Origin of the sequence: Geobacillus sp. 46C-IIa, assembly GCF_014679505.1 — a bacterium.
Lineage (GTDB): Bacteria > Bacillota > Bacilli > Bacillales > Anoxybacillaceae > Geobacillus.
On the sequence record NZ_CP061474.1, the window covers coordinates 3,277,574 to 3,297,547 of the forward strand.

Genomic DNA, 19,974 nt, shown 5'->3' on the forward strand with positions numbered 1-19,974 from the left:
CGGAATTATCTCCCCGAACTAAATGAAGAACGATTACAGAACAACTGCCTTTTCGACGACTTCTACTAAGCGGAAGCGTTTCGTTGCCGACAGCGGGCGAGTTTCCATAATTTTTACGATGTCGCCGACTTTCGCAACGTTATGTTCATCGTGTGCTTTATATTTTTTCGAGTATTTCACGCGTTTGCCGTATAACGGATGTTTTTTGTACGTTTCAACTAAAACGGTAATCGTTTTGTCCATTTTGTCCGATACGACCCGTCCGACGTACACTTTGCGTTGATTGCGTTCGCTCATTCCGCAAACCTCCTCTCAAACATTATTTATTGGCAGCGAGCTCTCGTTCGCGAATGATCGTTTTCATACGGGCGATGTCTTTGCGCACTTGGCGGATGCGCGCCGTGTTTTCCAGTTGGCCTGTCGCCAGCTGGAAGCGAAGGTTGAATAATTCTTCCTTCAACGTTTGAATTTTTTGCTCGATTTCGGCAGTGGTCAAATCACGGATTTCTTTCGCTTTCATTACGCTTCACCACCAGTTTCTTCACGTTTTACGAATTTGCATTTGATCGGAAGCTTGTGAGAAGCCAAACGCAATGCTTCACGTGCCACTTCCTCGGAAACACCGCCCACTTCAAACATGACTTTGCCCGGTTTGACAACAGCAACCCATCCTTCCGGCGCCCCTTTACCGGAACCCATCCGCACTTCAAGCGGCTTAGCTGTATACGGTTTGGATGGGAAAATGCGAATCCATACTTTCCCGCCCCGTCTCATGTAACGGGTCATCGCCCGGCGGGCTGCTTCGATTTGTCGGTTTGTAATCCAAGCTGATTCTAATGCTTGCAAGCCGAATTCACCGAAATGAACTTCCGTACCGCCTTTCGCGCGGCCTTTCATCCGTCCGCGATGTTCACGGCGATATTTGACGCGTTTTGGCATTAACATGATTATTTTCCTCCTTCCTCAGCTTTTTTCTTTGTCGGAAGGACTTCCCCACGATAAATCCATACTTTGACGCCGATTTTTCCGTACGTGGTATCCGCTTCTGCCGTTGCATAGTCGATGTCAGCGCGCAACGTATGGAGTGGAACTGTCCCCTCGCTGTAATGTTCCGAACGAGCGATATCGGCACCGCCTAAACGGCCGGAAACCATCGTTTTAATCCCTTTTGCCCCAGCGCGCATCGCCCGTTGAATGGCTTGTTTTTGCGCCCGGCGGAACGAAACGCGGTTTTCCAACTGGCGAGCGATATTTTCAGCAACGAGTTTCGCGTCCAAATCCGGCTTTTTAATTTCGACGATGTTAATATGGACACGTTTGCCAGTCAATTGCGCGAGCGCTTTGCGGAGCGCTTCAACTTCCGAACCGCCTTTCCCGATGACCATGCCCGGTTTGGCTGTATGGATCGTTACGTTGACGCGGTTGGCTGCACGTTCAATCTCCACGCGGGAGACGGCCGCGTCTTGCAGGCGTTTGTTAATGTATTCGCGGACTTTTAAGTCCTCGTGCAACAGATCTGCATAGTCTTTTTCCGCATACCATCTCGATTCCCAGTCACGAATGATGCCGATGCGCAGACCGATCGGGTTGACCTTTTGACCCACGGATTATCCCTCCTTCTTTTCTGAAACGACGATTGTAATGTGGCTTGTGCGTTTATTAATGGCGCTTGCCCGTCCCATCGCGCGCGGACGGAAACGTTTCAGCGTCGGGCCTTCGTCTACGTACGCTTGAGAAACAACTAAGTTGTTGATGTCCATGTCATAGTTATGTTCAGCGTTGGCAACAGCCGATTTCAACACTTTCTCGATGATCGGGGAAGCGGCTTTCGGCGTGTGACGCAAAATGGCGAACGCTTCACCGACTTCTTTCCCGCGGATCAAATCAATGACTAAGCGCGCTTTACGAGGAGCGATGCGAACGGTTCTCGCAACAGCTTTAGCTTGCATATTCAGAACCTCCTCTCATTACCGTTTTGTTTTCTTGTCATCGCCGGCATGGCCGCGGAACGTGCGCGTCGGCGCAAATTCACCAAGTTTATGTCCGACCATGTCCTCTGTAATGTAGACCGGTACATGTTTGCGGCCGTCATATACGGCGATCGTATGGCCGACAAACTGCGGGAAGATCGTCGAACGGCGAGACCATGTTTTGATCACTTGTTTTTGCCCAGTTTCATTGAGCTTTTCAATTTTTTTCATCAAATGTTCATCGCAAAATGGACCTTTTTTCAAGCTGCGACCCATAAGTGAACCTCCCTTCTTAATTGCGCTCGTTCATTACTTCTTGCGGCGACGGACGATGAATTTATCCGATTTGTTTTTCTTTTTGCGCGTTTTGTATCCGAGCGTCGGTTTGCCCCATGGCGTCATCGGCGATTTGCGTCCGATCGGTGCTTTCCCTTCACCACCACCGTGCGGGTGATCAACCGGGTTCATAACCGAACCGCGAACTGTCGGGCGGATGCCTAACCAGCGAGCGCGCCCTGCTTTCCCGATGTTGACAAGTTCGTGTTGCTCGTTGCCTACTTCACCGACTGTGGCACGGCATTTGCCTAAAATCATGCGCACTTCGCCAGAAGCTAAACGAATGATAACGTATTTACCCTCTTTCCCGAGCACTTGCGCCGATGTGCCGGCTGCACGCACCAATTGACCGCCACGGCCTGGTTTCAGCTCGATGTTGTGGACGAGCGTACCGACCGGAATGTTCTCAAGCGGCAGCGCATTGCCAACTTTAATGTCTGCGTCCGGGCCAGACATGATTTCCATGCCGACTTTTAAGTTTTTCGGCGCGAGAATGTAGCGTTTCTCGCCGTCAGCATAGTTGATGAGTGCGATATTCGCCGAACGGTTCGGATCGTATTCGATCGTAGCAACGCGTCCAGGAATTCCGTCTTTGTCACGTTTAAAATCGATAATCCGGTATTGGCGCTTATGGCCACCGCCTTGATGGCGAACCGTGATTTTCCCTTGGTTGTTGCGGCCCGCTTTTTTCTTCAACGGGGCAAGCAGCGATTTTTCCGGCTGATCTGTCGTAATTTCCGAGAAATCAAGCACCGTCATGCCGCGACGGCCGTTCGATGTCGGTTTATACTTTTTAATCGCCATCGGTATGTCCCTCCTTCGTCATGAATATTACACTTCGAACAGTTCGATTTCTTTGCTGTCCGGCGTCAGCGTTACGATCGCTTTGCGGCGGCGGTTCGTGTAGCCGCTGTAACGGCCGACGCGTTTAAATTTCCCTTTATAGTTCATAATGTTGACTTTTTCAACTTTGACGCCAAAGATTTTCTCAACAGCGTCTTTCACTTCCGTTTTGTTCGCTTTGACGTCAACTTCAAACGTATATTTCCGTTGCCCGACCAAGTTCATCGTATTTTCCGTGATGATGGGGCGCTTAATAATGTCGCGAAGGTCTTTCATTATGCAAGCACCTCCTCTACTTTCTCCACGGCCGCCTTCGTAATGACGAGCTTGTCATGGTTTAACACGTCAAGCACGTTGATGCCGTTGGCAGAAACGACTTTGACGCCCGGGATGTTGCGCGCCGACAAATAAACGTTTTCGTTCAGTTCGTCGGTCACAATGAGCGCCTTCCGGTCAACCGCGAGGTTATTTAAAATTTTTACCATTTCTTTCGTTTTCGGTGCTTCAAGCGACAGTTGGTCCAATACAACAATTTCGTTTTCCAGCACTTTCGAGGACAGTGCCGATTTAATGGCTAAACGGCGAACTTTTTTCGGCAGTTTGTAGCTGTAGTCGCGCGGAACCGGACCAAAGACCGTACCGCCGCCGCGCCATTGCGGAGCGCGAATCGAACCTTGACGGGCGCGTCCAGTCCCTTTTTGACGCCATGGTTTGCGGCCGCCGCCGCTCACTTCAGCGCGATTTTTCGTTTTGTGTGTTCCTTGGCGCATCGAGGCGCGTTGCATAATGACTGCTTCGAACAATACGTGTTTATTCGGTTCAATCCCAAAAACGGCATCGTTTAATTCGATTTCTCCGATCGTCTGACCGTTTTGGTTATATAATGCTACTTTTGGCATTACGTAGTTCCTCCTTTCTTGGCCAAGTGTTATTTCGCCTTCGCTTTAACGGCGCTTTTCACGATGACTAACCCTTTTCTCGGGCCTGGTACGTTGCCTTTAATGAGCAACAAGTTGCGTTCTGGATCAACTTTGACAATTTTCAAGTTTTGGATCGTGACCCGCTCACCGCCTGTGCGGCCTGGCAAGTTTTTCGTTTTAAATACGCGGTTCGGCGCGATCGCCCCCATCGAACCTGGACGACGATGGTAACGGGAACCGTGAGCCATTGGTCCGCGCGATTGGCCGTGACGTTTAATAACACCTTGGAAGCCTTTCCCTTTGGAAATGCCCGTGACATCGACGATGTCGCCTTCACTAAAAATGTCAACTTTTACTTCTTGGCCAACTTCATATTCATCCACGTTGGCGCCACGGATTTCACGAATGAAGCGCTTAGGTGCCGTGTTTGCTTTGGCAGCATGGCCGATTTGCGGTTTGTTGGCGCGTTTTACGCTTACATCTTCAAAACCTAATTGAATCGCTTCGTAACCGTCGTTTTCGATCGTTTTCTTTTGCAGCACGACGTTCGGCGTCGCTTCGATGACGGTTACCGGAATCAAATCGCCGTTTTCCGCAAATACTTGCGTCATACCGATTTTTCTTCCTAAGATTCCTTTCGTCATTTGTCACACCTCCTAGTCGACTAGATTACAGTTTAATTTCAATATCAACGCCCGACGGCAAATCTAACCGCATTAACGAATCCACCGTTTGCGGAGTCGGATTAATGATGTCGATCAAACGTTTATGTGTCCGCATTTCAAATTGTTCACGGGAGTCTTTGTACTTGTGAACGGCACGCAAAATCGTATAGACCGTTCTTTCCGTCGGCAGCGGGATCGGACCCGACACCTTTGCTCCAGAACGTTTTGCGGTTTCGACGATTTTCTCCGCCGATTGGTCTAAAATCCGATGATCATAAGCTTTTAAACGAATGCGAATTTTTTCTTTTGCCATTTGGTTTTCCCTCCTTCTTCGCCTATTTTGAAAATAGACTTCTCCGCGGAAATTTCCCGCACATGGCCGTGGCAAAGCGGCCGGGTGTGTCAGCAACCTTCCGCTTCATCGCAGTCAAAGACCAACATTTGATATTATACTCGTATGTAAGCGAGATTGCAAGTCATTTCTTCGCTTTTCCCACACTTCTTCATTATACATAGCAGCCGCATCGTTTTCAACACGATACATAGGCGGTGGGATTTGGAAAAGACGCCGCCAAAAGAAAAAAGAGCGCCCTCGCCATGCCGCCGCTGTTCAAGATCATTTCCGATATAGACGATATAGAACGAGGCCGAATGATAAAACCGCCGCCGCAGATTAAGTCTCCCTTCTTAGGCTTGCACGAAGAGAAAATTTCATAGCCAAAGCGAACGGTCAAAAGAAAAAGGATGTCCAGTTGCTGGACATCCTTTTTCATTCAATTACTCAATGATTTCCGATACGGAACCAGCACCAACCGTGCGGCCGCCTTCACGGATCGAGAATTTTGTTCCTTCCTCGATCGCGATCGGAGCGATCAGTTCAACCGTCATTTCAACGTTGTCGCCAGGCATAACCATTTCTACGCCTTCCGGAAGCGTGATGATGCCCGTTACGTCCGTTGTACGGAAGTAGAATTGCGGACGGTAGTTCGAGAAGAACGGAGTATGGCGTCCGCCTTCTTCTTTCGTCAGAACGTAAACTTGCGCTTTAAATTTCGTGTGCGGCGTGATCGAGCCCGGTTTCGCCAATACTTGGCCGCGCTCAACTTCGTCACGCGATACACCGCGGAGAAGCGCACCGATGTTGTCGCCAGCTTCCGCTTGGTCAAGCAGCTTACGGAACATTTCTACACCCGTAACCGTCGTCGTTTTCGGCTCGTCCGAAAGACCGATAATTTCAACCGGGTCGCCGACTTTTAACGTACCGCGCTCAACACGGCCCGTCGCAACCGTACCGCGGCCTGTGATCGAGAAAACGTCCTCAACCGGCATCATGAACGGTTTGTCTACTTCACGTTGCGGAGTCGGGATGTACTCGTCAACCGCGTTCATCAGTTCAATGATTTTTTCTTCCCATTGCGGGTCGCCTTCGAGCGCTTTTAATGCCGAACCTTTGATGACCGGCACTTCGTCGCCCGGGAAGTCGTATTCAGAGAGAAGATCGCGAACTTCCATTTCAACGAGTTCAAGCAATTCTTCGTCGTCCACCATGTCGCATTTGTTCAAGAAAACAACGATGTACGGTACACCGACTTGGCGGGAGAGAAGAATGTGTTCGCGCGTTTGCGGCATCGGACCGTCAGCAGCCGATACAACAAGGATCGCGCCGTCCATTTGCGCTGCGCCCGTGATCATGTTTTTCACGTAGTCAGCGTGGCCTGGGCAGTCAACGTGCGCATAGTGACGAGCGTCCGTTTCATACTCAACGTGCGCTGTCGAAATCGTGATTCCGCGTTCACGCTCTTCCGGAGCTGCGTCGATTTGGTCGTACGCTCTTGCTTCCGCTTTCCCTTGTTTCGCAAGAACTGTTGTGATCGCAGCTGTCAACGTCGTTTTCCCATGGTCAACGTGGCCGATCGTGCCAATGTTGACGTGCGGTTTCGTACGCTCAAATTTCGCTTTAGCCATGAGAAAGATCCTCCTTAAATAAAATATGGATTGATATAGTTAAGTAAGTATAGGATGCTTGGGAACAAAATGTTCCCAAGTCTTACATAAGTATTTATAGCGAAACTAGCAAGAGAAATCAATTATTCGCCTTTATTTTTTTTGATAATTTCATCGGCGATGTTTTTCGGAACTTCTTCGTAATGGTCAAACACCATCGAGAACGTTCCGCGCCCTTGCGTGTTCGAACGGAGCGATGTAGCATAACCGAACATTTCGGCCAGCGGCACCATGGCACGAACAACTTGGGCGTTCCCGCGCGCTTCCATCCCTTCAACGCGGCCGCGGCGGGATGTGATGTCACCCATAATGTCACCAAGGTATTCCTCAGGGATGACGACTTCCACTTTCATAATCGGTTCAAGCAGAACCGGGTCACACTTCGTTGCAGCGTTTTTCAGCGCCAACGAAGCAGCAATTTTGAACGCCATCTCACTCGAGTCGACATCGTGGTACGATCCGTCGAACAGTTTCGCTTTAATGTCGACAACCGGATAGCCGGCTAAGACGCCGTTTTGCATCGCTTCTTCCAATCCAGCTTGAACGGCCGGCACGTACTCTTTCGGAACGACCCCGCCGACGATGGCATTTTCAAATTCAAAGCCTTTGCCGCGCTCGTTCGGCGAGAATTCGATCCAAACGTGACCGTATTGACCGCGACCGCCAGACTGGCGAATGAATTTGCCTTCAACTTGCGCCGACTTGCGGAACGTTTCACGGTAAGCAACTTGCGGCGCACCGACGTTCGCTTCGACTTTGAATTCGCGGCGCATCCGGTCGACGATAATGTCGAGGTGCAGCTCGCCCATCCCGGAAATGATCGTTTGCCCTGTTTCCGGATCGGTATGCGCACGGAACGTCGGGTCTTCCTCTTGCAGTTTTTGCAGCGCTTGACCCATCTTGTCTTGATCGGCTTTCGATTTCGGTTCGATCGCCACCGAAATAACCGGCTCTGGGAATTGCATCGACTCGAGGATGACGAGATTTTTCTCATCACAAAGAGTATCGCCGGTCGTTGTTTCTTTTAAACCTACGGCCGCAGCAATGTCGCCGGCATAGACTTTCGAGATTTCTTGACGGTGGTTCGCGTGCATTTGCAGCAAGCGGCCGATCCGTTCACGTTTGCGTTTCGTCGAGTTCATGACGTACGAACCGGAATCGAGCGTTCCGGAGTAGACGCGGAAGAACGTCAATTTCCCGACGTACGGGTCAGTCATGATTTTGAACGCCAGCGCCGCAAACGGAGCGTCGTCACGCGCTTCGCGAGTCACTTCTTCTTCCGTATCCGGAATGATACCGCGAATCGCCGGAATGTCTACCGGAGACGGCAAGTAGTCGACAACCCCGTCAAGAAGCAGCTGAACACCTTTGTTTTTAAAGGCCGAACCGCAGAAAACCGGGTAGAATTCAACGCTGATCGTCGCTTTACGGATCGCGGCTTTCAGCTCTTCTTTCGTAATTTCTTCCCCTTCTAAATATTTCATCATCAGCTCTTCATCGAGTTCCGCAACGGCCTCAATGAGTTTGCCGTGATATTCTTCCGCCAAGTCGCGGTAGTCTTCCGGGATTTCGATGCGCTCAATGTTTTTGCCGAGCTCATCGTGGTAATGATACGCGCACATTTCGACAAGGTCGATAATGCCGGTGAATTGATCTTCAGCGCCGATCGGCAGCTGCACCGGATGAGCGTTCGCTTGCAGGCGGTCATGGAGCGTTTTTACCGCATACAAGAAGTCCGCGCCGATTTTGTCCATTTTGTTGACGAATACGATCCGCGGAACACCGTATGTGGTCGCTTGACGCCAAACCGTTTCCGTTTGCGGTTCTACGCCGGATTGGGCATCAAGAACTGTAATGGCTCCGTCCAACACGCGCAACGAACGTTCAACCTCAACCGTGAAGTCGACGTGCCCCGGCGTGTCGATGATGTTGATGCGATGGCCTTTCCATTGCGCCGTTGTCGCCGCCGACGTAATCGTAATCCCGCGTTCTTGCTCTTGCTCCATCCAGTCCATCGTGGCTGCGCCTTCGTGCACTTCCCCGATTTTATGAACGCGGCCTGTGTAGAACAAGATCCGTTCCGTCGTCGTCGTTTTCCCGGCGTCAATGTGCGCCATGATCCCTATGTTGCGAGTGTTTTCTAAGGAGAACTCTCTTGCCATAGTGGTTATTTTCTCCTTCCTTACAAAATAAAATATAAGCAGATGGCGTCGCCATCTATGGCGCAATCTCTTTTTTTAGAGAAGTTATACAGTACGCAGCCGGAAGGGCCACAATATATAGGAAGATAGGTGAACAGGCAGCATCAGCCGTGCCTTCTCACCTATTTCCTTAAGGCAGCGCTCCTTACCAGCGGTAATGGGCAAACGCTTTGTTCGCTTCAGCCATTTTATGCGTATCTTCGCGTTTTTTCACCGCTGCGCCTGTATTGTTGGCAGCGTCCATGATCTCGTTCGCCAAGCGTTCTTCCATCGTTTTTTCACCGCGAAGGCGGGAATATTGCACGAGCCAGCGCAATCCGAGGGAAACGCGGCGGTCCGGACGGACTTCGACCGGAACTTGGTAGTTCGCCCCACCGACGCGGCGAGCGCGCACTTCCAACACCGGCATAACGTTTTTCAACGCTTGTTCGAATACTTCCATTGGATCTTTACCCGTGCGTTCACGGATAATATCAAAAGCAGTGTAAAGAATTTTTTGTGCTTTCGATTTTTTTCCGTCAACCATAATTTTATTGATCAAACGGGTGACAAGCTTCGAGTTGTAAATCGGATCTGGCAATACGTCACGTTTAGCAACAGGGCCTCTACGTGGCATAGTTTTTCCTCCCTTCAGGAAAACATTCTCTTCACTTCATTATTTTTTCGCTGCTTTTGGCTTTTTCGCGCCGTATTTCGAACGGCCTTGCATCCGGTTTGCTACGCCGGCTGTATCCAATGCACCGCGGACGATATGGTAGCGCACCCCCGGCAAGTCTTTAACACGTCCGCCGCGGATGAGCACGACGCTGTGTTCTTGCAAGTTATGGCCGATTCCCGGGATGTAAGCCGTCACTTCAATCCCATTCGTCAGGCGGACACGAGCATATTTCCGGAGAGCCGAGTTCGGTTTTTTCGGCGTCATCGTGCCGACACGCGTGCATACGCCGCGCTTTTGCGGGGAAGACACGTTCGTTTGTTCTTTTTTGAAGCTGTTGTACCCTTTGTTCAACGCAGGGGATTTCGACTTAAATACTTTTTTCTCGCGTCCTTTGCGGACTAATTGGTTAATTGTAGGCATGAAAAAATCCTCCTTTCACATGCATCGTTTAAGCCCACATATCCAGGTGGTTCATCGTTTATGCAAACAAAGGTTTTAAAGGCAAAGCAATCAACGAAGGATCGCCACCGCAGCTGCGCCGACTTGGATTTTGCATGCCTTGCCGAGTTTTTTCATCGAATCGACTTTTGTGACTGGCACGTTCGCCTCATTGGCTGCCGCCGTCACTTTTTCGATGATCGGCGAGTCGGCATCTTCCGCCACGATCACTTCCGTTGCCTTCCCTTCCTTTAAAGCCCTTATCGTTTGTTTGGTTCCAATGACGATTTTCCCAGCCTGTAATACTTTTTCATAAGACATGTAACATATCCTCCAAAGTACCAGGTTGTTGGAACACCTTTATTAGACTACCATTTTCTCTGTCCGTTGTCAACTGAATTTTTTCATTAAGGAAGGGCCGGCCAAGAACACCTTAGCCGACCATCCCGGTAGCTTTTTATTTAGACGGAACGGTATCGCCAGCCGTTTCCTTCTTGACGGCAGGCTTCACGTTGCGATAGCGGGCCATGCCTGTTCCGGCTGGGACAAGTTTGCCGATAATGACGTTTTCTTTCAAGCCGAGCAGCTCATCCCGTTTTCCTTTGATCGCCGCATCGGTCAGGACGCGTGTCGTTTCTTGGAACGAAGCCGCTGACAAGAACGAATCCGTTTCAAGCGACGCCTTCGTAATACCGAGCAGCACCGGGCGGGCTGTTGCCGGCCGCTTTCCTTCGCGGATGGCTTGAGCGTTGACATCCGTGAACTGATGAACGTCCAAAAGCGTGCCTGGCAGCACATCCGTATCGCCGGCATCGATCACGCGCACTTTGCGCAACATTTGCCGCACCATGACCTCAATATGCTTATCGCTAATTTCGACCCCTTGCATCCGGTACACTTTTTGCACTTCACGGAGCAAGTATTCTTGGACGGACGTAATATCGCGCACGCGCAACAGCTGTTTCGGGTCGACCGAACCTTCCGTCAACTCTTGGCCGCGTTCGACGTGCTGGCCTTCTTCGACTTTCAGGCGCGCATTGTACGGAGCCACATAGGAGCGCGTCTCGACTTCGCTTTGCACGACAATTTCGTACTGATTGTCACGCGTTTCATTAATCGCAATGACCGTGCCGTCAATTTCCGAAATGACCGCTTGCCCTTTCGGGTTGCGCGCTTCAAACAGCTCTTGCACCCGCGGCAAACCTTGAGTGATATCGTCCCCGGCGACGCCGCCCGTATGGAACGTCCGCATCGTCAGCTGCGTGCCCGGCTCGCCGATTGATTGGGCAGCGATAATGCCGACCGCCTCGCCGACTTCGACGTCCATGCCGGTCGCCATGTTGCGGCCGTAGCATTTTTTGCACACACCATGACGCGTGTTGCAGGCGAAGACGGAGCGAATCCATACTTCTGTAATGCCGGCCTTGATGATCTCATTAGCGATATCTTCTGTGATCATTTCATCTTTGCGTACGATCACTTCACCTGTTTCCGGATGGTGCACCGTCTTGTGCGCATAGCGGCCGACAAGCCGTTCTTCAAGCTTGACGACGACTTCCGTGCCATCCGTTAACGCCCGCGCTAAAATGCCGCGATCGGTGCCGCAATCCTCTTCACGGACGATGACATCTTGCGCTACGTCAACGAGACGTCTCGTGAGATAGCCTGAGTCGGCCGTTTTCAATGCCGTATCCGCCAACCCTTTCCGCGCGCCGTGTGTCGAGATAAAGTATTCCAATACCGTTAAGCCTTCGCGGAACGACGATTTGATCGGCAGCTCGATAATCCGGCCGGCCGGGTTGGCCATCAAACCGCGCATCCCCGCGAGCTGCGTAAAGTTCGAGGCGTTACCGCGCGCCCCGGAATCGCTCATCATAAAGATCGGGTTGCGCTTATCGAGCGATTTCATCAACCGATCTTGGATTTTATCTTTCGCCGCACTCCAAACGGAGATGACGCGCTCATACCGCTCTTCGTCGGTAATCAACCCGCGGCGGAACTGCTTCAAAACCGTGTCGACTTTCGCCTGAGCTTCATCCAAAATTTCTTGTTTTTCCGGCAAAACGACGATGTCGGCAACGCCGATCGTAATGCCGGCTTTCGTTGAGTATTGGAAGCCGAGATCTTTCATGCGGTCAAGCATCTTTGATGTTTCAGTAATTTTGAACCGCTTGAATACTTCAGCGATAATTTGCCCAAGCACTTTTTTCTTAAACGGCGGCACGGGTTCGCGCTTGCGGATCTCTTCACGCACGTCGACCCCTTTGTCCAGGAAGTACTTATCCGGCGTCCGCCCTTCAATATTTTCCGTCGTCGGCTCGTTAATGTACGGGAACGACTTCGGCAAAATTTCGTTGAAAATGAGCTTCCCGACGGTTGTCAAGAGCAGCTTGTTGTTTTGTTCCTCGGTAAACGTTTCGTTTTTCAGCGAACCGGCATGGATGGCGATGCGCGAATGGAGATGGACATAGCCGTTATGGTAGGCAAGCAGCGCTTCGTCTGTATCCTTGAATACCATGCCTTCGCCGACCGCCCCTTCGCGTTCCATCGTCAAGTAATAGTTTCCTAAAACCATATCTTGCGAAGGCGTAACGACCGGTTTCCCATCTTTCGGGTTCAAAATGTTTTGCGCCGCCAGCATCAACAGGCGCGCTTCCGCTTGCGCTTCGGCTGACAGCGGCACGTGCACCGCCATTTGGTCGCCGTCAAAGTCGGCGTTGTACGCCGTACAAACGAGCGGATGAAGACGGATCGCCCGCCCTTCGACAAGCGTCGGCTCAAACGCCTGAATGCCGAGACGGTGAAGCGTCGGGGCACGGTTTAACAGCACCGGATGTTCTTTAATGACATCCTCGAGCACATCCCATACTTCAGGGTGCACGCGCTCAATTTTCCGTTTCGCGCTTTTAATGTTGTGCGCCAAGCCCCGCTCAACGAGCTCTTTCATGACGAACGGCTTAAACAACTCGAGCGCCATTTCTTTCGGCAGTCCGCATTGATACATTTTTAAGTTTGGACCAACGACAATGACGGAACGGCCAGAATAGTCGACCCGCTTGCCGAGCAAGTTTTGCCGGAAGCGCCCTTGCTTCCCTTTCAGCATGTGGGAAAGCGACTTTAACGGACGATTCCCCGGCCCGGTCACCGGGCGGCCGCGGCGGCCGTTGTCGATCAACGCATCGACTGCCTCTTGCAGCATCCGTTTCTCGTTTTGGACGATAATGTTCGGTGCGCCAAGGTCAAGCAACCGTTTCAACCGATTGTTGCGGTTAATGACACGGCGGTATAAGTCGTTTAAGTCCGATGTCGCAAACCGCCCGCCATCGAGCTGAACCATCGGACGGAGCTCCGGCGGAATGACCGGCAGCACATCGAGCACCATCCAAGCCGGATCGTTCCCTGAGCTGCGGAACGACTCAAGCACCTCAAGCCGTTTAATAATGCGCGCGCGCCGTTGCCCTTGCGCTGTTTTCAGCTCTTCTTTCAGCGCGGCCACTTCTTTATCCAAGTCAATGTCTTGGAGCAGCTTTTTAATCGCCTCAGCCCCCATCGACGCTTGGAACGATTGGCCGTATTTTTCGCGATAGGCGCGGTATTCTTTTTCCGACAGCAGCTGTTTTTTCTCAAGCGGCGTATCGCCCGGGTCGGTGACGACGTACGAAGCAAAGTAAATCACTTCCTCAAGTGCCCGCGGCGACATGTCAAGCACAAGGCCCATCCGGCTCGGGATGCCTTTGAAATACCAAATGTGCGAAACCGGGGCGGCGAGCTCGATATGACCCATCCGTTCGCGGCGGACTTTTGAACGCGTCACTTCGACGCCGCAGCGGTCGCAGACGACGCCTTTGTAGCGTACGCGCTTATACTTGCCGCAATGGCACTCCCAGTCTTTCGTCGGGCCGAAAATGCGCTCGCAAAACAGGCCGTCTTTTTCCGGCTTTAACGTCCGATAGTTGATCGTTTCCGGTTTTTTGACCTCACCGTACGACCAGGAACGAATTTTCTCCGGGGAAGCGAGCCCGATTTTCATGTACTCAAACTTATTGACATCTAGCAAGGGGTATACCTCCCTCTTTGATCCGTCGGTTTTACTCCGTGGCTTGTTCGCCATCCGTTCGCTTTAACGGCCTATGGCGGGGAACGCTCCCCGCCTAGCCGCCATTGCCGGTTACTCTTTCGCCACCGCGTCTTTTTCTTCGTCGACTTCTTCCGATTCGATCGGCTTCACGTCTACCATAATGGCATCCGGTGCATGGTCGTCGTCATCATCAAAGTTTTCCATGTTGATTTCTTGTTCGTCGCTCGTCAAAATCGTGACGTCCATGCCTAAGCTTTGCAGCTCTTTAATCAACACTTTAAACGACTCCGGCACACCCGGCTCCGGAATGTTTTCCCCTTTGACGATCGCTTCGTACGTTTTGACGCGGCCGACGACATCATCGGACTTGACGGTCAAAATTTCTTGCAGCGTATACGCCGCCCCGTACGCCTCAAGCGCCCATACTTCCATCTCGCCAAAGCGCTGGCCGCCGAACTGCGCCTTGCCGCCGAGCGGCTGCTGGGTGACGAGCGAATACGGGCCGGTTGAACGGGCGTGGAGCTTGTCGTCGACCATGTGGGCGAGCTTGATCATATACATGATGCCGACCGATACGCGGTTGTCAAACGGTTCTCCCGTCCGGCCGTCATACAGCACAGTTTTCGCATCGCGCGCTAGGCCGGCCTCTTCGAGAATGTTCCACACATCCTCCTCCGTTGCACCGTCAAAGACCGGGGAAGCAATATGCAAACCGAGCTTTCTCGCCGCCATGCCGAGATGCAGCTCAAACACTTGCCCGATGTTCATCCGCGACGGAACGCCGAGCGGATTTAACATAATATCGACCGGCGTGCCATCCGGCAAGAACGGCATATCTTCCTCCGGAAGAATGCGGGAAATAACCCCTTTGTTCCCGTGGCGACCCGCCATTTTGTCGCCCTCGGAAATTTTCCGTTTTTGCACAATGTAGACGCGGACGAGCTGATTGACGCCTGGCGGGAGTTCATCGCCATCTTCGCGATTGAATACTTTCACGTCCAGAACAATGCCGCCGCCGCCATGGGGAACACGCAGCGATGTATCGCGCACCTCGCGCGCTTTTTCCCCGAAGATCGCGTGCAGCAGCCGCTCCTCAGCCGTCAGTTCAGTCATCCCTTTTGGCGTCACTTTACCGACGAGTAAGTCGCCGTCTTTCACTTCCGCACCGATGCGGACGATGCCGCGCTCATCCAAGTTTTTCAGCGCGTCCTCGCCGACGTTCGGGATGTCGCGTGTAATTTCTTCCGGGCCGAGCTTCGTGTCACGCGATTCCGCCTCATATTCCTCAATATGGATCGACGTATACACGTCTTCTTTGACGAGCCGTTCGCTCATGATGATCGCATCTTCGTAGTTGTAACCATCCCACGTCATAAAGGCGACGAGCACGTTGCGGCCGAGCGCCAGCTCCCCTTTGTCCATCGATGGGCCGTCAGCTAAAATTTCACCTTTTTCAACGATGTCGCCCTTTTTCACAATCGGCCGTTGGTTGTAGCATGTGCCCTGGTTCGAACGGACGAATTTGAGCAGGCGGTATTTATCCAAATCGCCCTTGACTTCTTTGCCGTCCACTTCAATGAGCCGGCGCACCCAAATTTCTTTCGCCTCAACGCGCTCGACGATGCCGCGATGCTTGCAGATGACAGCGGCTCCTGAATCTTTCGCCGAGACGTACTCCATTCCCGTGCCGACGATCGGCGCCTCCGGCTCGAGCAGCGGCACCGCTTGACGTTGCATGTTCGCCCCCATCAAGGCGCGGTTCGAGTCGTCGTTTTCTAAAAACGGAATGCACGCCGTCGCTGCCGAAACGACTTGTTTTGGCGAAACGTCCATATAGTCGACGCGGTCGCGTTTGACGACAATGTTTTCACCGCGGAAACGGGCGATGACGTTTTCTTCAAGGAACGTTCCGTCTTCAGCAAGCGACACGTTCGCTTGCGCCACAACATAGTTGTCTTCCTCATCGGCCGTCAAATAATCAATTTGATCTGTTACTCTCCCTGTTTCAGGATCGACGCGCCGGTATGGCGTTTCAATAAAGCCGAATTTGTTCACTTTTGCATAGGTAGAAAGCGAGTTGATCAGCCCGATGTTCGGACCTTCCGGCGTCTCAATCGGGCACATCCGTCCATAGTGTGAATAGTGAACGTCGCGCACTTCAAATCCGGCGCGCTCGCGCGTTAATCCGCCGGGGCCAAGCGCGGACAGGCGGCGCTTATGCGTCAGCTCAGCCAACGGGTTCGTTTGATCCATAAATTGTGACAGCTGCGAGCTGCCGAAAAACTCCTTAATCGCCGCGATCACTGGACGAATGTTGATCAGCTGCTGCGGTGTAATCGTGTTCGTATCTTGGATCGACATGCGCTCGCGCACGACGCGTTCCATGCGCGACAAGCCGATGCGGAATTGGTTTTGCAGCAGTTCGCCGACCGAACGAAGGCGGCGGTTGCCCAAATGGTCGATATCATCCGTACCGCCGACACCGTGAAGCAAGTTAAAGAAGTAGCTGATCGACGCAATAATGTCCGCTGGTGTAATATGTTTTACATCCTCGGCAACAAAACCGTTGCCGATAACATTGATGACTTTTTCACTGTCCGGGTCATTTGGCGCATAGATTTTTACCGTCTGCACCGAAATTTGCCCGTCCGCCACCCCTTCAGCCGGACGGTACGTCTGCAGCCCGGCGCCTTTTTCTAAATACGGCAACAGGCGATTCAGCGTCCGGCGGTCGATCATCGCTCCAGCTTCGGCGATGACTTCTCCGGTTTCCGGATCGGCAATCGTTTCCGCCAGCCGTTGGTTAAACAAACGGTTTTTAATATGAAGTTTTTTGTTAATTTTATAGCGTCCGACGCTCGCTAGATCATAGCGTTTCGGGTCAAAAAAACGCGACGCGAGCAAGCTTTTCGCGTTCTCCAGCGTCGGCGGCTCGCCCGGACGGAGGCGCTCATAAATTTCGATCAACGCTTTTTCCGTGCTGTCGGTATTATCTTTTTCGAGCGTATTGCGCAAATATTCGTTATCGCCGAGCAAGTCGATGATTTCTTGGTCGGAGCTGAACCCAAGCGCACGAAGAAGCACCGTAACAGGCAGTTTACGGGTGCGGTCGATGCGGACGTAAACGACGTCTTTCGCATCGGTTTCATATTCAAGCCATGCGCCGCGGTTCGGAATCACTGTCGCCGAATAGCCGCGTTTCCCATTTTTATCGACTTTATCGCTGTAATAGACGCTTGGCGAGCGGACAAGCTGGGAGACGATGACGCGTTCCGCTCCGTTGATAATAAACGTGCCGGTTTCCGTCATGAGCGGAAAATCGCCCATAAATACGTCTTGTTCTTTCACTTCGCCTGTCTCTTTATTGATGAGGCGAACTTTCACGCGAAGCGGCGCCGCATATGTAACATCGCGCTCTTTTGCCTCTTCAACCGAGTATTTCGGCTCCCCTAAGCTATAGTCGATAAATTCAAGAGAAAGATTGCCGGAAAAGTCTTCGATCGGGGAAATTTCCTTGAACATTTCCCGCAGCCCTTCATCGAGAAACCATTGATAGGAGGACGTCTGAATTTCAATTAAGTTCGGCAATTCCAGCACTTCGCTAATGCGTGCATAACTTCTTCGCTGGCGGTGTCGCCCGTATTGAACTAGTCGGCCTGTCAAGAGTGATTCACCCCTCAAATGTAGACATTAGTGAAAACCGGAAGCGGAACATCGCGCCCATCCACCCGCCTTGGCGGAATATGCCGCCAAGGCGGTCTGGCCGCTCCGTCATTCCGGGGCAAAGCGCTAGGCATGCATGCGGCCGGCCCCCGCCGTCCGGACGGAAACGGCTTGGCTGTGGCACCGCCGTTTCGTTTAGGGGATTCAACATGCTCCCGGCGCGAGGAAACCAGGCGTTGGATGGAGAAAAAAAGAAAATGGTTTCTATCCAGTAGAAAACCATATGTTTAGCTGTTTATTGATTTTATCATTTTTTCCATTGCGTCCAAAATTATACGTCATCCCCTTTACACGGGAAATGTGCATATTTAGCATTTTATAATGCTACCACAATAAAAAAACGGTGTCAACATTTTTTCGCCTTTATGATATAATATCCTTTTTTCTTCGCGACGACCTCAACAGCAGCAAACCATTCGTTTAACTTTTGCAGCGCGGATGGGGCGCCTTGTTTCTTTTGAATGACCACCCATAGCTCCCCGTGATCAACGAGGTGATCCCGACTTTGCTCAAAGATCGCATGAACAACCCGCTTGCCAGCCCGGATCGGCGGATTGGTGACCACCGCCGCAAATCGCTGTTCCCCCACTTCCGAAAACAAGTCGCTTTTATAAATGTTCGCATTATGGATGCCGTTCGCCCGTTTGTTTGCTTCGGCCAGCTCCAGCGCCCGCTCATTGACATCGATCATTTGGACGCGCCGGTTAGGAAACGATTTGGCTAAGGCAAGCCCGATCGGGCCGTACCCGCAGCCAACATCTAACAAATCGCCGGCAACGTCCGGCTCCTGAAACGTTTCAATCAGTAAACGTGTGCCGAAATCGACCTCACGTTTTGAAAATACCCCGCTGTCGGTCGTAAAGCAGAACTCGCGCCCGCGCAACGTAAACGTCCACGTTTGCGGATTTCGTTCGGACGTCGGATTCGCTGAGTAATAATGTTCGCTCACCATCATCCCTCCTCTATCGGCAAGCCGCATGGGCTCCTGATATATAGTGTAACAAAAAAGAGGCCGCCCCTTGCTTGGGCCAGCCTCTTTTTTTATAGCGACGCCAATTACTTCACTTCAATTTTCGCGCCAACTTCTTCAAGTTTTGCTTTAATTTCTTCAGCTTCTTCTTTCGAAACAGCTTCTTTGATCGGTTTCGGCGTATTGTCAACCAAGTCTTTCGCTTCTTTCAAGCCGAGGCCAGTGATTTCGCGAACGACTTTGATGACTTTAATTTTTTGCGCACCAGCGTCAGCGAGGATGACGTCAAATTCTGTTTTCTCAGCCGCTGCTTCAGCGCCAGCTGCGGCGCCGCCAGCGACAACAACCGGAGCTGCGGCCGTTACGCCGAATTCTTCTTCGATGGCTTTTACTAATTCATTTAATTCCAATACCGTCATATTTTTCACTGCTTCAATGATTTGTTCTTTTGTCATCATCGTTTCCTCCTTGTGTAATGTTCGTTATGCACATCGATATGCGCCATTACGCGCCTTGTTCCTCTTGTTTGTCGGCCACCGCTTTAACCGCAAGCGCAAAGTTGCGGATCGGGGCTTGAAGAACGCTAAGCAACATCGAGAGCAACCCTTCGCGGGACGGAAGTTTTGCCAAGGCGTCGATTTCTTCCTTGCTGGCGACGTTCCCTTCGATGACGCCACCTTTGATTTCCAGCGCCTCATGTGTTTTCGCAAAGTCGCTTAAAATTTTCGCCGGCGCTACGACATCTTCATTGCTGAACGCGATGGCGTTCGGGCCGGTAAACACCTCATCCAATCCTTCCAGGCCGATTTCCGCGAGCGCCCGGCGGGTCATCGTGTTTTTGTACACTTTGAACTCAATGCCTGCCTCGCGCAGCTGTTTGCGCAGCTCGGTCATTTCCGCCACGTTCAAGCCGCGGTAATCGACGATGACGGTCGCCTTGCTGGCACGGAATTTATCCGCGATCTCAGCGACCACTTGCTTTTTCAGTTCAATCGCGCTCGACACGTCCTGCACCTCCTGAAAAGAAAATAGTGGAATACCACTTATACCGTTTAGCGGTACAATAAAAAACCTCCATGCCGCGTAGACATGGAGGTATCGTTCAACGCGCCGCTATCGATGGCGCGCTGTCTATCGTCCACATACCTCGGTAGGAAATTAAGCCTCA

The 19,974-nt window shown here is 51.8% G+C and carries 21 protein-coding genes and 1 other annotated feature (1 of these 22 running past the window's edge); all 21 genes read right to left on the reverse strand.

Annotated features, from left to right (window positions below; all coding sequences use genetic code 11):
• Positions 1 to 33 precede the first annotated feature (33 nt).
• The gene (gene rpsQ / locus IC803_RS16470) at positions 34 to 297 is read right to left on the reverse strand and encodes a 30S ribosomal protein S17 (protein WP_063166987.1); all 264 of its coding nucleotides are present in this window, start codon (positions 295 to 297) and stop codon (positions 34 to 36) included.
• Positions 298 to 319: 22 nt separating this feature from the next.
• Positions 320 to 520 carry a 50S ribosomal protein L29 gene (rpmC, locus tag IC803_RS16475; protein ID WP_081210651.1) on the reverse strand — a complete coding sequence of 67 codons (201 nt, stop codon included), beginning with the start codon at positions 518 to 520 and terminating at the stop codon, positions 320 to 322.
• Entirely contained in the window at positions 520 to 945 is a 426-nt protein-coding gene (gene rplP / locus IC803_RS16480) for a 50S ribosomal protein L16 (protein ID WP_011229627.1), read from the reverse strand. Before rplP ends, rpmC begins: the two co-directional genes overlap by 1 nt.
• A gap of 2 nt (positions 946 to 947) precedes the next feature.
• On the reverse strand, positions 948 to 1,604 hold the full coding sequence (rpsC, locus tag IC803_RS16485) for a 30S ribosomal protein S3 (protein WP_008881938.1): 657 nt from the start codon (positions 1,602 to 1,604) through the stop codon (positions 948 to 950).
• 3 nt (positions 1,605 to 1,607) lie between these two features.
• The gene (gene rplV / locus IC803_RS16490; RefSeq protein WP_063166990.1) at positions 1,608 to 1,949 is read right to left on the reverse strand and encodes a 50S ribosomal protein L22; all 342 of its coding nucleotides are present in this window, start codon (positions 1,947 to 1,949) and stop codon (positions 1,608 to 1,610) included.
• A gap of 18 nt (positions 1,950 to 1,967) precedes the next feature.
• Positions 1,968 to 2,246: a 30S ribosomal protein S19 gene (rpsS, locus tag IC803_RS16495; RefSeq protein WP_003247570.1), complete on the reverse strand. Its 279-nt coding sequence runs from the start codon at positions 2,244 to 2,246 to the stop codon at positions 1,968 to 1,970.
• A 33-nt stretch (positions 2,247 to 2,279) separates the two neighbouring features.
• Positions 2,280 to 3,110 (reverse strand): 50S ribosomal protein L2, encoded by an 831-nt coding sequence (gene rplB / locus IC803_RS16500; protein ID WP_063166991.1) that lies wholly within the window; start codon positions 3,108 to 3,110, stop codon positions 2,280 to 2,282.
• Positions 3,111 to 3,137: 27 nt separating this feature from the next.
• On the reverse strand, positions 3,138 to 3,425 hold the full coding sequence (gene rplW, locus IC803_RS16505; RefSeq protein ID WP_081210649.1) for a 50S ribosomal protein L23: 288 nt from the start codon (positions 3,423 to 3,425) through the stop codon (positions 3,138 to 3,140).
• Complete coding sequence (rplD, locus tag IC803_RS16510) at positions 3,425 to 4,048, reverse strand: 50S ribosomal protein L4 (RefSeq protein ID WP_081210647.1); 624 nt, start codon at positions 4,046 to 4,048, stop codon at positions 3,425 to 3,427. The genes rplW and rplD overlap by 1 nt, the downstream gene beginning before the upstream one ends.
• A 29-nt stretch (positions 4,049 to 4,077) precedes the next feature.
• Positions 4,078 to 4,713 carry a 50S ribosomal protein L3 gene (gene rplC, locus IC803_RS16515; RefSeq protein WP_063166993.1) on the reverse strand — a complete coding sequence of 212 codons (636 nt, stop codon included), beginning with the start codon at positions 4,711 to 4,713 and terminating at the stop codon, positions 4,078 to 4,080.
• A 25-nt stretch (positions 4,714 to 4,738) separates the two neighbouring features.
• Entirely contained in the window at positions 4,739 to 5,047 is a 309-nt protein-coding gene (rpsJ, locus tag IC803_RS16520) for a 30S ribosomal protein S10 (RefSeq protein ID WP_008881945.1), read from the reverse strand.
• Positions 5,048 to 5,511: 464 nt separating this feature from the next.
• Positions 5,512 to 6,699, reverse strand: coding sequence for an elongation factor Tu (gene tuf / locus IC803_RS16525; protein WP_063166994.1), 1,188 nt, complete (start codon positions 6,697 to 6,699; stop codon positions 5,512 to 5,514).
• A gap of 122 nt (positions 6,700 to 6,821) precedes the next feature.
• Positions 6,822 to 8,900 carry an elongation factor G gene (fusA, locus tag IC803_RS16530; RefSeq protein WP_081210645.1) on the reverse strand — a complete coding sequence of 693 codons (2,079 nt, stop codon included), beginning with the start codon at positions 8,898 to 8,900 and terminating at the stop codon, positions 6,822 to 6,824.
• A gap of 184 nt (positions 8,901 to 9,084) precedes the next feature.
• Entirely contained in the window at positions 9,085 to 9,555 is a 471-nt protein-coding gene (gene rpsG, locus IC803_RS16535; protein WP_043903315.1) for a 30S ribosomal protein S7, read from the reverse strand.
• A 39-nt stretch (positions 9,556 to 9,594) separates the two neighbouring features.
• Entirely contained in the window at positions 9,595 to 10,017 is a 423-nt protein-coding gene (rpsL, locus tag IC803_RS16540) for a 30S ribosomal protein S12 (RefSeq protein ID WP_020958355.1), read from the reverse strand.
• Between the two features lie 90 nt (positions 10,018 to 10,107).
• Positions 10,108 to 10,356, reverse strand: a complete 249-nt coding sequence (locus tag IC803_RS16545) for a 50S ribosomal protein L7ae-like protein (RefSeq protein ID WP_081210643.1) — start codon at positions 10,354 to 10,356, stop codon at positions 10,108 to 10,110.
• A 136-nt stretch (positions 10,357 to 10,492) separates the two neighbouring features.
• Positions 10,493 to 14,092 carry a DNA-directed RNA polymerase subunit beta' gene (gene rpoC / locus IC803_RS16550; protein ID WP_081210641.1) on the reverse strand — a complete coding sequence of 1,200 codons (3,600 nt, stop codon included), beginning with the start codon at positions 14,090 to 14,092 and terminating at the stop codon, positions 10,493 to 10,495.
• Positions 14,093 to 14,203: 111 nt separating this feature from the next.
• Positions 14,204 to 17,776, reverse strand: a complete 3,573-nt coding sequence (rpoB, locus tag IC803_RS16555; RefSeq protein WP_081210638.1) for a DNA-directed RNA polymerase subunit beta — start codon at positions 17,774 to 17,776, stop codon at positions 14,204 to 14,206.
• Positions 17,777 to 18,182: 406 nt separating this feature from the next.
• Positions 18,183 to 18,785 (reverse strand): class I SAM-dependent methyltransferase, encoded by a 603-nt coding sequence (locus IC803_RS16560; protein ID WP_081210687.1) that lies wholly within the window; start codon positions 18,783 to 18,785, stop codon positions 18,183 to 18,185.
• Between the two features lie 107 nt (positions 18,786 to 18,892).
• Entirely contained in the window at positions 18,893 to 19,261 is a 369-nt protein-coding gene (gene rplL / locus IC803_RS16565) for a 50S ribosomal protein L7/L12 (RefSeq protein ID WP_063167000.1), read from the reverse strand.
• Positions 19,262 to 19,310: 49 nt separating this feature from the next.
• A complete protein-coding gene (rplJ, locus tag IC803_RS16570; RefSeq protein ID WP_063167001.1) occupies positions 19,311 to 19,811 on the reverse strand; it encodes a 50S ribosomal protein L10 in 501 nt (166 codons plus the stop codon).
• A 51-nt stretch (positions 19,812 to 19,862) separates the two neighbouring features.
• Positions 19,863 to 19,974: a sequence feature (ribosomal protein L10 leader region), on the reverse strand (it continues 40 nt past the right edge of the window).

What these genes read in the sequence shown, in the direction of transcription:
- tuf (WP_063166994.1), bottom strand. Translation starts at nt 6,699, where the DNA reads ATGGCTAAAGCGAAATTTGAGCGTACGAAACCGCACGTCAACATTGGC.
- fusA (WP_081210645.1), bottom strand. Translation starts at nt 8,900, where the DNA reads ATGGCAAGAGAGTTCTCCTTAGAAAACACTCGCAACATAGGGATCATG.
- rpsS (WP_003247570.1), bottom strand. Translation starts at nt 2,246, where the DNA reads ATGGGTCGCAGCTTGAAAAAAGGTCCATTTTGCGATGAACATTTGATG.
- rpsL (WP_020958355.1), bottom strand. Translation starts at nt 10,017, where the DNA reads ATGCCTACAATTAACCAATTAGTCCGCAAAGGACGCGAGAAAAAAGTA.
- rpmC (WP_081210651.1), bottom strand. Translation starts at nt 520, where the DNA reads ATGAAAGCGAAAGAAATCCGTGATTTGACCACTGCCGAAATCGAGCAA.
- rplL (WP_063167000.1), bottom strand. Translation starts at nt 19,261, where the DNA reads ATGACAAAAGAACAAATCATTGAAGCAGTGAAAAATATGACGGTATTG.
- rplC (WP_063166993.1), bottom strand. Translation starts at nt 4,713, where the DNA reads ATGACGAAAGGAATCTTAGGAAGAAAAATCGGTATGACGCAAGTATTT.
- rplD (WP_081210647.1), bottom strand. Translation starts at nt 4,048, where the DNA reads ATGCCAAAAGTAGCATTATATAACCAAAACGGTCAGACGATCGGAGAA.
- rplP (WP_011229627.1), bottom strand. Translation starts at nt 945, where the DNA reads ATGTTAATGCCAAAACGCGTCAAATATCGCCGTGAACATCGCGGACGG.
- rplW (WP_081210649.1), bottom strand. Translation starts at nt 3,425, where the DNA reads ATGAAAGACCTTCGCGACATTATTAAGCGCCCCATCATCACGGAAAAT.
- rpsQ (WP_063166987.1), bottom strand. Translation starts at nt 297, where the DNA reads ATGAGCGAACGCAATCAACGCAAAGTGTACGTCGGACGGGTCGTATCG.
- rplB (WP_063166991.1), bottom strand. Translation starts at nt 3,110, where the DNA reads ATGGCGATTAAAAAGTATAAACCGACATCGAACGGCCGTCGCGGCATG.
- IC803_RS16545 (WP_081210643.1), bottom strand. Translation starts at nt 10,356, where the DNA reads ATGTCTTATGAAAAAGTATTACAGGCTGGGAAAATCGTCATTGGAACC.
- rpsG (WP_043903315.1), bottom strand. Translation starts at nt 9,555, where the DNA reads ATGCCACGTAGAGGCCCTGTTGCTAAACGTGACGTATTGCCAGATCCG.
- rplV (WP_063166990.1), bottom strand. Translation starts at nt 1,949, where the DNA reads ATGCAAGCTAAAGCTGTTGCGAGAACCGTTCGCATCGCTCCTCGTAAA.
- rpsJ (WP_008881945.1), bottom strand. Translation starts at nt 5,047, where the DNA reads ATGGCAAAAGAAAAAATTCGCATTCGTTTAAAAGCTTATGATCATCGG.